This is a genomic window from Brasilonema octagenarum UFV-OR1 (genome assembly GCF_963888615.1).
Taxonomy (GTDB): Bacteria; Cyanobacteriota; Cyanobacteriia; order Cyanobacteriales; family Nostocaceae; genus Brasilonema; species Brasilonema sennae.
The window spans coordinates 80,837-92,734 of sequence record NZ_CAWPKW010000109.1 but is presented as its reverse complement, the minus strand read 5'-3'; the positions used below and the strand labels follow the sequence as shown (position 1 = coordinate 92,734).

At 43.3% G+C, this 11,898-nt stretch carries 15 protein-coding genes and 1 pseudogene; 6 read left to right on the top strand and 10 right to left on the bottom strand.

Features of this window, described 5'->3' with window-relative positions:
- Positions 1-153 precede the first annotated feature (153 nt).
- Both AC5590_RS08705 and AC5590_RS08700 read right to left on the bottom strand, forming a co-directional pair.
- Complete coding sequence (locus tag AC5590_RS08705) at positions 154-765, bottom strand: molybdenum cofactor guanylyltransferase (RefSeq protein WP_169263657.1); 612 nt, start codon at positions 763-765, stop codon at positions 154-156.
- 174 nt (positions 766-939) lie between these two features.
- Positions 940-1,143, bottom strand: a pseudogene (locus AC5590_RS08700) (Uma2 family endonuclease); the annotation flags it as partial.
- Positions 1,144-1,249: 106 nt separating this feature from the next.
- Between AC5590_RS08700 and AC5590_RS08695 the strand changes: the two are divergent.
- On the top strand, positions 1,250-1,564 hold the full coding sequence (locus tag AC5590_RS08695) for a type II toxin-antitoxin system RelE/ParE family toxin (RefSeq protein ID WP_211178306.1): 315 nt from the start codon (positions 1,250-1,252) through the stop codon (positions 1,562-1,564).
- A gap of 15 nt (positions 1,565-1,579) precedes the next feature.
- Positions 1,580-1,888 carry a HigA family addiction module antitoxin gene (locus AC5590_RS08690; RefSeq protein ID WP_169263656.1) on the top strand — a complete coding sequence of 103 codons (309 nt, stop codon included), beginning with the start codon at positions 1,580-1,582 and terminating at the stop codon, positions 1,886-1,888.
- Positions 1,889-2,108: 220 nt separating this feature from the next.
- Here the strand turns inward: AC5590_RS08690 and AC5590_RS08685 are convergent, their stop codons facing one another.
- Genes AC5590_RS08685 through AC5590_RS08665 form a run of 5 tightly spaced genes read right to left on the bottom strand, consistent with a single transcriptional unit; the run spans position 2,109 to position 3,182 of the window.
- The gene (locus AC5590_RS08685; RefSeq protein ID WP_348982686.1) at positions 2,109-2,801 is read right to left on the bottom strand and encodes a HEAT repeat domain-containing protein; all 693 of its coding nucleotides are present in this window, start codon (positions 2,799-2,801) and stop codon (positions 2,109-2,111) included.
- Positions 2,802-2,876: a HEAT repeat domain-containing protein gene (locus AC5590_RS08680; protein WP_348982685.1), complete on the bottom strand. Its 75-nt coding sequence runs from the start codon at positions 2,874-2,876 to the stop codon at positions 2,802-2,804. It abuts the gene before it with no gap.
- An 18-nt stretch (positions 2,877-2,894) separates the two neighbouring features.
- Entirely contained in the window at positions 2,895-2,963 is a 69-nt protein-coding gene (locus AC5590_RS08675) for a hypothetical protein (protein WP_248277156.1), read from the bottom strand.
- Positions 2,964-2,987: 24 nt separating this feature from the next.
- Positions 2,988-3,062 carry a HEAT repeat domain-containing protein gene (locus AC5590_RS08670; protein WP_348982684.1) on the bottom strand — a complete coding sequence of 25 codons (75 nt, stop codon included), beginning with the start codon at positions 3,060-3,062 and terminating at the stop codon, positions 2,988-2,990.
- 18 nt (positions 3,063-3,080) lie between these two features.
- Entirely contained in the window at positions 3,081-3,182 is a 102-nt protein-coding gene (locus tag AC5590_RS08665) for a HEAT repeat domain-containing protein (RefSeq protein ID WP_246163049.1), read from the bottom strand.
- 98 nt (positions 3,183-3,280) lie between these two features.
- Here AC5590_RS08665 and AC5590_RS08660 point away from each other — a divergent pair, with 98 nt between their 5' ends.
- Together AC5590_RS08660 and AC5590_RS08655 are read left to right on the top strand one after the other, a co-directional pair.
- Positions 3,281-3,655, top strand: a complete 375-nt coding sequence (locus tag AC5590_RS08660; protein WP_248277153.1) for a type II toxin-antitoxin system HicB family antitoxin — start codon at positions 3,281-3,283, stop codon at positions 3,653-3,655.
- On the top strand, positions 3,652-4,032 hold the full coding sequence (locus AC5590_RS08655) for a type II toxin-antitoxin system VapC family toxin (RefSeq protein WP_248277152.1): 381 nt from the start codon (positions 3,652-3,654) through the stop codon (positions 4,030-4,032). The genes AC5590_RS08660 and AC5590_RS08655 overlap by 4 nt, the downstream gene beginning before the upstream one ends.
- Before the next feature lie 351 nt (positions 4,033-4,383).
- Here AC5590_RS08655 and AC5590_RS08650 read toward each other — a convergent pair whose 3' ends face one another.
- Both AC5590_RS08650 and AC5590_RS08645 read right to left on the bottom strand, forming a co-directional pair.
- Positions 4,384-6,459, bottom strand: coding sequence for a thioredoxin domain-containing protein (locus AC5590_RS08650; protein WP_169263655.1), 2,076 nt, complete (start codon positions 6,457-6,459; stop codon positions 4,384-4,386).
- 153 nt (positions 6,460-6,612) lie between these two features.
- Positions 6,613-6,765 carry a QAALIT motif small membrane protein gene (locus AC5590_RS08645; RefSeq protein ID WP_169263654.1) on the bottom strand — a complete coding sequence of 51 codons (153 nt, stop codon included), beginning with the start codon at positions 6,763-6,765 and terminating at the stop codon, positions 6,613-6,615.
- Positions 6,766-7,028: 263 nt separating this feature from the next.
- On the opposite strand from AC5590_RS08645, the gene clpP reads away from it, so the two are divergent.
- Positions 7,029-7,634 (top strand): ATP-dependent Clp endopeptidase proteolytic subunit ClpP, encoded by a 606-nt coding sequence (gene clpP, locus AC5590_RS08640; RefSeq protein WP_169263653.1) that lies wholly within the window; start codon positions 7,029-7,031, stop codon positions 7,632-7,634.
- A 214-nt stretch (positions 7,635-7,848) separates the two neighbouring features.
- Here the strand turns inward: clpP and AC5590_RS08635 are convergent, their stop codons facing one another.
- Entirely contained in the window at positions 7,849-8,655 is an 807-nt protein-coding gene (locus AC5590_RS08635; protein WP_169263652.1) for a slr1353 family protein, read from the bottom strand.
- Positions 8,656-9,442: 787 nt separating this feature from the next.
- On the opposite strand from AC5590_RS08635, the gene AC5590_RS08630 reads away from it, so the two are divergent.
- Entirely contained in the window at positions 9,443-11,803 is a 2,361-nt protein-coding gene (locus AC5590_RS08630) for a ribonuclease R family protein (RefSeq protein WP_169263651.1), read from the top strand.
- Positions 11,804-11,898 lie beyond the last annotated feature (95 nt).

Below are 11,898 nucleotides of genomic sequence, written 5' to 3'. Positions count from 1 at the left end.
GAGGGAAACCCTCCTGCAGCACTGGTCTCACCGCAACGCACTGGCTCCCCTCCTGCAGCGCTGTCTCACCTCACCCCGCCCTGACGGGCACCCCTCTCCTTATAAAGGAGAGGGGATAGGGTGAAGTTTTTGAACACAACTTGGTATGACCCCTTATTGTACCTGAGATTGGAGTCGAAATAAGTCTTCTTGTGTATTACAGTTAAAAAACATTTCTGGATCTGGTAAAGGCAAAGCTTGCACGGGATGTTGCTTCAGCCACTCCTGAAACGATCGCCCCCCTCGATTGATATACTCCACCAAACTTGGTAAACAGCGACGGCGATAAAAACCGCACAGTGGTTCCCATCCTTTAGCTTGAGGAACTAGAGCAGCGATAGCCTCACCCTCGACACTATCTAATGTCGCCGCCCATTCTTGCAACACCTCAACGCGCAACTTAGGTAAATCGCAAGCTAGCAGCAGCACCCAATCTGTTTGTATATACGCTAGTGCTTGAGCAAATCCAATAATTGGTCCGTGAGGTAGTTTTTCACTGCCAGTTTCACCAAACAAAGGCACTTCTTTGATAAACTGAACTGTAGATGGTAACAAACGTTGATAGCGTTCTTGCCAGGGTGTGACTACATACAGTGTATCAGCACAACTTTCAGCAATTCGACAAACCAATTGCAACAGAGGTACGCCTTGAATGGGAATCAATGCTTTATCCCGTCCCATGCGAGAACTTTTTCCGCCTGCTAAGACTATGCTTGAAAGGTGCATTCGTTTACCTGATAACTGATAACTATAGCAATCCGGTTTGATTTTTGAAAAAATTTAAGTATCTCTAAGGTGGGCAATGCTCACCAAAATTTAGATAGAACCCAGATATAGTGAGCATTGCCCACCCTACGTATATTTCTGATAACTGATAACTGATAACTGAAAATGCTCTAAGCTGTAATAAATAGTCAGATTGCCAGCAGCGTAAAAATCAGTCCTGTCTCGCCACAACCATTCCAAGCATTTGAAAAGTAGGATTATTTGCTCTAAATGCAGTTCTGTTTCTAAGGGAGGTTCGTTGCTATATAAATCACTTGGAGGAAGGATAACATCTTCTGGGATGTCTTGAGGAAAATCTAGTTCCTTGGCGAGGGACATGGCTTGTATGGTATCAGCTATTTATGGGTTTATTTTAACGCTGTCATGGTGGGGCGTTACTTATTGCTATGTAGCTACCTATTCACCTTGAAGTGTATACTAACGTTTGACGATAGTAACGCATAGCGATAGTATTGTGATTGTTAGTTTTAAATCTGAAGAGACAAAGCTTATCTTTGAGGGCTTTACATCTTCTCAATATCCGTCCAATATCCAAAAAACTGCTTTACGAAAACTGCTTATCCTTGACGCAGCAACATCCATTAACGATTTGCGCCTTCCACCTGGTAATCGTTTAGAAAAGCTAGTTGGCGACAGAAAAGGACAGTACAGTATTCGTATTAACGATCAATGGCGAATCTGCTTTGTTTGGACAGATGAGAACAATGCTTTGGAAGTTGAAATAGTAGATTACCACTGACGCATACAAATAATCATGAACAACAACCGTCTGCCAAATATCCACCCTGGCGAAATCCTGCAGCTAGAATTTTTAGAGCCACTCAATATCACCCCTTATCGATTGAGCAAAGATATAGGTGTAGCTCAGACACGAATTAGTGAAATTTTATCTGGAAAACGCAGTATTACAGCAGACACAGCTTTGCGTTTATCTCGCTATTTTGGTAACAGCGCTCAGTTTTGGTTGAATTTACAAACGCAATACGATTTGCGTCAAGCTCTTGAAGAGAATGCAGAGGTTTACAATCAAATTCCTAAACTTCCGTTGAATGATGTAGCTTGATACCAAATTATATTACCTTGATTTGGTGATGTGTACTGCTCGTGATAGTCTAAGGGGTACAGAAAGAATGACCACTCTATAAATTCTTGCCATCGCCCCACTTTTGTCGAATCAGTTGTGTTAAATGATTACGAATGAACTTTTCAAACTCAGGCTTGCTTTTGTAGTTCCATGATAAGCCTTCTTGCGGAAATCTTTTCTTGAATCCTAGAACTTTGCTTCACTGCAGTGCTTCTTCTTCTGATTGAGGTGTATAAGCTTTCTTAGAGAAGTAGAACATAATCTCAGGACTACCATTCTTTTTCCAAGAATCATAAGCACAAAGAAATTCATGTTCTGTACCAGATTGAGCATCTGTGACAGGTGTGCCAAATCGCTTCCAAAAAATTCCTATCAAAATGTCGCAATTTTTAATATCTAATATAGGATCTATCAAACCTTGTGGTCCCTCTGGATGAAACCCTGGGTAAGTATCTGTCTCCCACCGGGAGAGTTCTAGGATTAAATGCTTGTCTGCGGCAATACCACGATTTAATTCATCAATTATATTGGGTAAAATATCTCTTTCAGGCTTCACATCATTGGGTGATGCCACAACAACTCGTAAAATACGTTTTTGTTCCATTGAATGATTCTTATTTTCGTAGCCGTTGATTGTTGCTTCTGATTGTATTAAAGTTGGGTGGTAGTATCGAACGTGTTCTTGAATTGCTTCAAGTATTTGAAAGGCGTTATAGAGTGTATTTCCATTATTAGCGGCTACAAAACGGTCATCTTCTAAGAGTTTAATTAACTGTGGAATCGCGGCTTCTGATTTGATTTTTTTTATAGCAGATGGCGCACTAGAACGCACTGAGAAGTCTTCATCTTCTAAGAGTTTAATTAACTGTGGAATTGCCGCTTCTGATTTAATTTATCCTAAGGCATCTGCCGCACTAGAACGCACATAGTATTTTTCATCTTCTAATAATTTAATTAACTGTGGCACAGCCGTTTATGATTTGATTTATCCTATGGCATCTGCCGCATTATAACGCACTAAGAAGTCTTCATGTTCTAAGAGTTTAATTAACAGTGGAACCGCCGCTGATGATTTGATTTATCCTAAGGCATCTGCCGCACTATAACGCACTGAGAAGTCTTCATCTTCTAAGAGTTTAATTAACTGTGGGATTGCCGTTTATGATTTGATTTATCCTAAGGCAAATGCCACACTAGAACGCACTAAGAAGTCTTCATGTTCTAAGAGTTTAATTAACTGTGGAACACCTGTTGATGATTTGATTTCTCCCATAGTCTCCGTAATTTCCGCGTGGGCGAGAATTTACAACTCGGCGTTGAGTGTTTGGAACTCGTGGGCGAGTTTATAATAAGGGTGGCGGAGGCATTATTATGGTCAAAGGTAACCTGGTATCGCCGTCTATGAATTTTCAAGCAATTGCAAGTTTAAATAAAATGTCCCTTCATGTTCTGGTTGAACGGGTTGAGTCGGGGTATTTTATGGCATCAGTGCCAGAGTTGCCTGATTGTGTGGCATTGGCTCAAACCCGTGAGGAGGCGATCTGCGCGGAGCGCAGCAGCGAAGCTATCGCCGCTCTACAGGAGAAGCTGAGAGTAAGGCTTTTGAATATTGAGGTTTTGACGCTAGAAGTTACAAATAATCCCTGGACAGAATTTATTGGGATGTTTGAGGGGGATAATGAGTTTGCAGAACTTGCGGCCCAACTGCGGGCAGAGCGCGAGTTGGATATAAACGGTACAGCATGAGCCTTTGGTTATTAGATACGGATCATGTGTCGCTGCTATTGGAACGGCATCCACAGGTAAGCCGTCGGGTGGCTGTTCTGGGAGCGGAGGTTGCGATTTCCATCGTCACAGTTCAGGAATTGTTTAATGGTTGGGTAGTGCGAATCAATAGTGCACGGGAAGTTGAAGATGTTGTGCGGTTGTATGGAAAGTTGAGCCGGACAGTTGCTCTATTCGGACGGGTGAGAGTGTTGGATTTTGATGAGAAAGCAGGAGAAATGTTTGAGCGAACACTAAAAGAAAATCCGACGTTATCGAAACAGCGATTGCAGAAGGATATGCGAATTGCTGCAATTGCCTTGGTGAATGATGCAGTTGTGGTAACGCGAAACTATTGATCGAGATTTTTCTCAAGTATCAGGGTTAAATATTGAGGATTGGTCGCGGCAGGATAAATGAGATCAGGGTGTTGCTGAATGTAAAATACAAGAAAAAACTAAATATTTCCATATGATTATATTGAGGCAGCAGCCCACAGTTATGCATTCCCCGGCAGAGCCAGGGAACGAGGAAAAACAACAGCCAAGGGTTAGTAAACCCTTGGCTGATAGTGAAAGTCCTCTTAAGAGGACTAAAAACAAAGTCTGTTAATGCTTTTAGTCGGTTTTAACCGACTTTGCCTATTAGCCCGGAACTTTAGTTCTGGGCGGGTGAGTTGGCTGATGAAGAATAGTGCAATATCTTAGCCATCACCCTCTCACCTGACTCTGCTGCACTTGCTGCAACAACTTCTCCAAACTTTCCGCTGGTGCTAGACACTTCAAACCTTGGCAAACCAACCCAATACTTCCCTCTGGTAACTTCGATATCTCAACGAACGCAGTACTCGGTAAATACATGGAGTTAATAGAGTGTATCTGCTCTGCTGTCGTGCGGATTAAGGTACAGTTACGATACCAATCCAAGGCTGTAAACAAACTGGGACAAGCTTGGGGAGCACGGCTCATCACGCTTCTAAATGCTTTTAATCCTTGCTCGGCTAAATCCAAATAATGAAGATTGTCGGTGACAAGAGCAAGCCGAACAAGGTTGGCGATCGCCACTCCATTTGCCGAAGGTGTCGCGTTATCTACATAGCTGCGCTCTCGCACAATCAAGTCTTGACTAGCGTCGCTTGATGTGTTGTGGTATCCGCCGAGTTCTACACTCCAGAGATATTCGTGGAATTCTTCTTGGATTGTGATCGCTTTTTCCAACCAGTTTTTTTGCTCACCAGAACTGCTGTGTAAATCCAGTAGTGCTTTGATAAAAAAGGCGTAATCTTCAGATTGGGCTAGGACAGTAACTTGTCCCTCATAATTCAATCGGTAAAAACGCCCATCGACAAACTGATTATCCAAGATAAAGTTCGCCGCTTTCGCTGCAAGTTCCAGATACTCTGGTTGTTGGAAGACTGCATACGCCCTTGCTAAACCGGAAATCATCAAGCTATTCCAGGCGACAATCATCTTTGTATCTGTGACTGCGGGAATGCGTCCTTTCCAGTTTTCTGTTTTCGCTTCTTGGTTATTGCGTGCGGGTGGGAAAGTTTCCACGGACTCAGGTGCAGCACCGTAGCGAACAGCAAACAGTTTTGCGAGTGTGCTTTCGAGGGTTTGACTCAGTTTTCCAGCGTTACGCCTTTGCAACACATTCTGACTTTCAAAGTTACCGTCAGGCGTGACTGTAAACTGTTGTTGTAATTCTGTTAGTTCTTCGGGAGTCAGAAGTTGTTGCAATTCGCTGTAACTCCAGACGTAAAACGCGCCTTCTTCTGGTTCTACTTCTGTGGGAGTGGTGAAACTATCTGCGTCTTGCGCTGCATAAAAGTATCCAGATGGCGCTGTCATTTCGCGTTTCAGCCATTGGACAGTTGTGGCGATAGCTCTTTCAAAAGCTGCTTCTTGTACACCTGCGCTCCACAAGTTCGCCAAATACTCTACAATCTGTCCGTTGTCGTAGAGCATCTTTTCAAAGTGCGGTACTGTCCAAGTGTGGTCAACCGTGTAGCGATGAAATCCACCAGCCACATGATCATAAATTCCACCCAATGCCAGGTCTAGTCCCCGCTGGGTACAAACTTTATTGCCATCATACTGCGATCGTTCCCAGGCTGAGCCAGGGAACAAGAACCGACTTCCCCTCAATGCGAGTTCGGCGTAGGGAATCATCGGGAAGCTGTTACCATATTGATTGGGTGTAATAATGCTGGTTGAAGTTTCCCAACCTTTGTGCAACAATTCTTTATCTTGAGATTCTGTGATCCCATCTGACTGTAATACAGCAGAGGTGAGGAGTGACTCAACAATAGCTGCTTTGCGTTCACTTAAATCTTGTTTTTCTGTGTCGTAATAATGACGAATTGCTTGCAGAACTTGCAAAAACCCAGGACGACCGTAGCGTGGTTCAACTGGGAAGTAAGTACCAGCGTAGAATGGTATTAAATCATCTGGGGTGAGAAAAACGTTTAAAGGCCAACCCCCTTGACCACTCATCATCTGCAAAGCTTGCATATAGATGCTGTCAATATCTGGTCTTTCTTCTCTATCTACTTTTATCGGAAGAAAGTTGGCGTTCATGTACTCGGCTATAGCTAGGTTAGAAAAAGCTTCACCTTCCATAACAGTACACCAGTGGCAACTGGAGTAACCAATCGAAAGAAATATCGGTTTATTCTGTGCCTTTGCCGTTGCGAGTGCTTCGTCGCACCAAGACCACCAATCAATAGGGTTTTCGGCGTGTTTGCGGAGGTAGAGGCTTTTAGCTTGAGCTAGACGATTAGTCATGATAAAATTCTTGATGACAGCCTTCTTTGCTCAGTCTAGCTTGTGTTTGAGAGACATTCACTTACTAGCCTTAAACCACTCCGCACTAATATATCTTTATAACCTTAGAAGCTAACAGTTTTCTCATCTTAGACGAAATAAGAATTATTCATCTTATTCAAGATTGTTGGACAGAGTTCTGGCGATCGGTGCTGACAACGTACTTAAAGATGGTGTCGCTTGTGTTTTGATAGTTGTTGGGCTAAGACCTGCCAGTAGGTGGAGTAAAAAGGTAATGATGGCGGCTTGCACAAATTTTTCTAACATGGCGACTTCCTCTAACTTTTGGTGGGTGACATCTCAAATAGAATTTATGTAATAAGATGACTCCTGATATATCTATCTACCGCAAGAAGTAGTTAGATTCCGGAAAAGGCTGTAAAAATGGTGACAATGTTATGAAAAAGTCACAAACTGAAACCTTCCGTATAAAAACTTGGTTCGTTTTAAAAATTCGGTTTGTGGTTCTTTGAAAACAATCAGCCGTTGCAATCGATAAAATGTATGTAAATTAGTGACAAGCAGTCTGCATGATTCCTATCGTTATTGAACAATCAGGTCGTGGCGAACGCGCCTTTGATATTTACTCACGGCTGTTACGTGAGCGCATCCTTTTTTTGGGACAGCCGATTGATAGCAACGTCGCTAACTTGATTGTTGCTCAGCTGCTGTTCTTGGATGCAGAAGACTCGGAGAAAGACATTTATATGTACATAAACTCTCCTGGAGGTTCGGTAACAGCGGGTATGGGGATCTTCGATACTATGAAGCATATCCGCCCGAATGTCTGTACAATTTGTACCGGATTGGCGGCGAGTATGGGCGCTTTCCTTCTCAGCGCTGGAACCAAAGGTAAGCGGATGAGTTTACCTCATTCTCGGATTATGATTCACCAACCTTTGGGTGGCGCTCAAGGACAAGCGACTGATATCGAAATTCAGGCGCGCGAAATCCTCTATCACAAGCGCAAGCTAAATGAATATTTAGCCGAACACACAGGTCAGCCGTATGACAAAATTGCTGAGGATACAGAAAGGGACTTCTTTATGTCGCCTGAGGAATCAAAGGATTATGGATTAATCGACCAAGTGATTGATCGTCACGCTGCTGGTAGCCGTCCAATGGCGATGGTGTAGTCAGGGAACAGGGAACAGGGAACAGGGAACGCTTAACAGGGAACAGGCTTGAAACTCTCTCAGTGTCTGAGTTTTATGTTCAGTTTCTGTCCTAAAACACCTGGCAACAGCTATATCAGTGATTTACTGATAACCCTTCGGGAACGCCCGTCGCCTAGGTCGGGAAAGCCGTCATTCGCGCTGGCTCACTGATAACTGTTCACTGTTCACTGTTTCAAAATCCGGCTAATGGATCTGGAGGGGTGGGTTGAGATTCTAGATATCTGAGGAAATCGTGTAATTCTTCGTCAGTTAGTAAATGACGCGATCGCTTCCCATAAGCTTTAATCAAATAATCTCGCCCCTGTTCTGTTGTCCAACCTAGGCGCTGCATTTCAAGACCAATTTTAGCGATATCGTCGGACTGATCCACAGGTTCGCTCTTCTTCTTTTTCTTACCTGTGGTCGTCTGAGTTGGCACATCCTCAATTGAAGTACTGTAACTGCGTGATGGAAACGGTGTCACATTACTAGCAGAAGTCTCCGGCATCATATCATTTTCTGCTTGGTTACCAAACATCATCTCCAAATTTTGGAACGGCGTCTCAAATAACTGAGTTTCCTGGTTGTCAGTTGTAGAAAAACGTTCAATTATCTCCTCATTTTTAATATCGTTTTTACTGACAACAGATGAGATGACTGGTGATGTTGGGGTTGTTTGTGTTTGAGGAAACGTATTGACAGCGGCGGGATACGCAGACTCATTTAATTTTGTTGTTGTCAAAGTTGGCTGAACCTGCTTCACTGGTTCTGGGGAAATGACAACCGAATCTGGCGAATGACTCATTCCCAAAACGACAAGCGCTCTATTCCTGGCTTGGTCTTCTGCTTCCTCGACTGTTTCTGCTGCAGCCATTCCAGTGGCGCGTGTCACGCCATCAATTTGTACGCTTGCCCGGACAATATACTTACCGTGATAAATTTGTACTAATTCAGAAATAAGACTGCCTTGGGGATATTTGCTCTGAAATTGAGCCAACATAATACTGCTACCAATCTAAAATCTTTGACATTTCTACGCCGAAAAGGCGACTGTAAAACAAACGTTTGCGCCCAACTTGTGACTCCAAGCTTTAGCTCTGGTTTTGTTATGGACTATACTCCAAGTTAATTTAGCCAAGTCTAACGCTTAAGGAGTTTCATCCGCCTGCTTACAGATAACCGATGACCGACGACTGACTTCATCCGTGCCCTGATTGTAGCATGAGCTTTTGGGGTAAATTTTTCCTGAGTGCTTGTTGAGGAAGAGCGATTTCATGCTTGCTGCTATACTAATTACCTAATTAGTGATGTGGAACTATTTCCTGTAAGTGCGCTATATATCTACAATAATGAAGTAATGGTTCATCCTCACCTATTATGGACTGCTGAGCTAATTGTTTCCGATCCTACATATGGGTCAATTAGATATATCGGCAGTTTCTCCTAGTTAAAAATCAGAGTTACATGGCGTAGAAGTACCTTCACACAAGACAATCGAACACCTGCAGTTTCCCTAAAGAGAGCTTTTGGGCAGCGTGGAGAATTGTGCAACGTACGTCACTTAAAAACCCGTTACGTTATTAGCAAGGGGGCAAAATCTCAAACGGGCGTACTTTGGAAGATAGTCTTGAACAAGGAGCTTGGACACATCAACACTCTGAAATGTTCGTGCAGTGCCCTCTATGATTGGGCAATTCGTTTGCCCAAGGGTGTTTGTAGTCGTGAGGGTACACGAGCAAAAAACCAGAAAAAAAAAATGATCTTTTGACCAAAGGCCGGTTCACTGCATGGAATTTTCAATCGCTACACTTCTCGCCAATTTCACTGATGATAAATTGGTGGCTCGTAAACTCTTGGAAAAGAAACTTGGTTGTGAAGATGAAGTTAGTTTACAAAAACTTCATATTGCTTTAGAGATACTGGAAAAAATCGGGGTTTTAATCAAAGAACGTGGCAAATATCGTCGAGTCACAGAAGAAGGGCTGATTGAAGCAAAACTCCGTTGTTCCAGTAAAGGCTTTTGCTTTGCAATTCAAGACGTGGAAGGTTCCGAAGATATTTACATCCGCGAAAGTCATCTCAGTAACGCCTGGAATGGCGATCGCGTTTTGGTTAGAGTTCTCAAAGAAGGTAGTCGTCGTCGCTCCCCAGAAGGAGAGGTTAAGTTAATCTTAGAACGCTCCAATCACACTTTACTAGCGCGGATTAAGCAAGTAGAAAGTGGATTTCGTGCTGTACCTTTGGATGATAGATTACTGTTTGAACTCAAACTGCAACTAAACAGCGCTAAGTTGGAACAAGCAATTGACCACCTAGCTCATGTGGAAGTTCTACGTTACCCACTAGCACAATATCCTCCACTTGGTCGGGTAGTACAAATTCTTGGCAGTGATGCTGAAGCGGCGGCGGACATCGATTTAGTCACCTGTAAGCATGATCTTTCTCGTACTTTTCCAGAATCCGTACAGGAAGCAGCCTCAAAATTACCCAAAAAGCTGCTAAAAGCTGATTTAAAGAATCGCCTCGATTTGCGACCTCTGTTAACATTGAGTATTATTGGCAACAGTAATGACTCAACGATGGTCGAAAATGCTTTCACCTTGGAAAAAACAAGTGAAGAACATTGGCAGTTGGGCTTTCATATTGCAGATCTTTCTCATTTTATTCAACCAGACGAAGCCCTAGACCGAGAAGCACTAAAGCGCGGTCGCTCAGTTTATCTGGGAGAACTGGTACTGTCAATGTTGCCAGAAGGTGTTGCTGAACGCTGTGCTTTAGTACCTAAAACCGATCGCTTAGCGATTTCATTCTTAATAACAATTGATTCAAAATCAGGACAAGTTGGAGAATGGGAAGTACAACCCAGCGTTGTCAAAGTAGACGCATCACTGAGTGAAGAACAAGTAGAAGCAATTCTCACAAACGAGTCAACCAAAGTCTCATCCTCCTTTGTAGAGATGGTGCAACAACTCGATAGTTTGCGCTACTTGTTAAAAGAGGTACGATCGAACCGTGGGTGCTTGCAGTTAAATTTGCCACCAAACCAAAACCCATACTATGATGAAGGCGCTATGGGGTGTGTGATGGTGAATGACTTACCTGTGCACTCCTTGTTAACTGAGTTTGTGCTACTGGTTAACCAACTTATAGCAACCCACTTTAATGCTTTGGGTATCCCAGCTATTTGGCGAGTTCAAAGCGCACCTGATGCCGAAGATGTGCAAGAAATGCTGAAATTAGCAATTAACTTGGGCGTCGAATTGTCACTAGATCCAGAAACAGATGTCCAACCCCTCGACTATCAACAGTTGACCAGAGTTTTCGCAGATTCAGCATCCGAGCAAGTTCTGACCTATTTGTTGCAAGATACACTCAAGCCAGCTACGTATAGTACAACCAAAGGACCTCACTTTGGCTTGTCTTTACCAGAGTACGTTCATTTCACTTCTCCTTTGCGGCGTTACCCAGATTTACTGATGCAAAGGGTATTTTATACATTACTTGAACACGGACGCGATCGCCGCACCACCCGTGTCAAAGAGCGTGTTAACCTGCGCCACTCAAACAGCCACGGTGAAATCAACTGGAACGTCCTACCGCCAGAATTGCAACAAGAACTCCAAAGCGATTTGACAAGGGTGATTATTCAGCTCAACGATAGAGAAAAAGAAGTTCAAGAAGCAGAAGCCGATTTAGCAGGATTGCAAAGAGCCTCACTGATGAAACAGCGTATCAGCGAAGTTTTCACTGGTGTGATCACAGGTGTGCAGTCCTACGGGTTTTTTGTAGAAATTGAAGTTCCACCAACTGTGTTAAACTCAGTTAGCAATCCTCGCGTACCTCTACGAGTAGAAGGACTTGTCCACGTCAGTTCTCTCAAAGACGATTGGTATGAGTATCGCGCCAGACAGCAGGCGTTATTTGGTCGCAAAAATCGTGCATCCTATAGATTAGGCGATCGCGTAGCTGTACAGGTTAAGAGTGTTGATTATTATCGCCAGCAAATCGATTTAGTCACTGTTGGCAGCGATGGCATGCCAGTTTTTGGTAAAGATGTCAGCTTCTCGAATGGAGAAGATACAAACCTTTACTTATCACATGAAACTATTGAGCCTGATGAGTTAGACCTGTATCCTGAGGAGGAATAAAAAGACGAGCACCGCTTTACGGAATTCAAAATATGCCCTGAGCCGCTACGGGCACCCATTTTACGCTGATTCAAAAAATTTTGTGTTTTTGGTTT

Coding starts and splice junctions, on each gene's coding strand:
- AC5590_RS08705 (WP_169263657.1), bottom strand. CDS start 765: ATGCACCTTTCAAGCATAGTCTTAGCAGGCGGAAAAAGTTCTCGCATG.
- AC5590_RS08690 (WP_169263656.1), top strand. CDS start 1,580: ATGAACAACAACCGTCTGCCAAATATCCACCCTGGCGAAATCCTGCAG.
- AC5590_RS08665 (WP_246163049.1), bottom strand. CDS start 3,182: ATGGGAGAAATCAAATCATCAACAGGTGTTCCACAGTTAATTAAACTC.
- AC5590_RS08660 (WP_248277153.1), top strand. CDS start 3,281: ATGGTCAAAGGTAACCTGGTATCGCCGTCTATGAATTTTCAAGCAATT.
- AC5590_RS08655 (WP_248277152.1), top strand. CDS start 3,652: ATGAGCCTTTGGTTATTAGATACGGATCATGTGTCGCTGCTATTGGAA.
- AC5590_RS08650 (WP_169263655.1), bottom strand. CDS start 6,459: ATGACTAATCGTCTAGCTCAAGCTAAAAGCCTCTACCTCCGCAAACAC.
- AC5590_RS08645 (WP_169263654.1), bottom strand. CDS start 6,765: ATGTTAGAAAAATTTGTGCAAGCCGCCATCATTACCTTTTTACTCCAC.
- clpP (WP_169263653.1), top strand. CDS start 7,029: ATGATTCCTATCGTTATTGAACAATCAGGTCGTGGCGAACGCGCCTTT.
- AC5590_RS08635 (WP_169263652.1), bottom strand. CDS start 8,655: ATGTTGGCTCAATTTCAGAGCAAATATCCCCAAGGCAGTCTTATTTCT.
- AC5590_RS08630 (WP_169263651.1), top strand. CDS start 9,443: ATGGAATTTTCAATCGCTACACTTCTCGCCAATTTCACTGATGATAAA.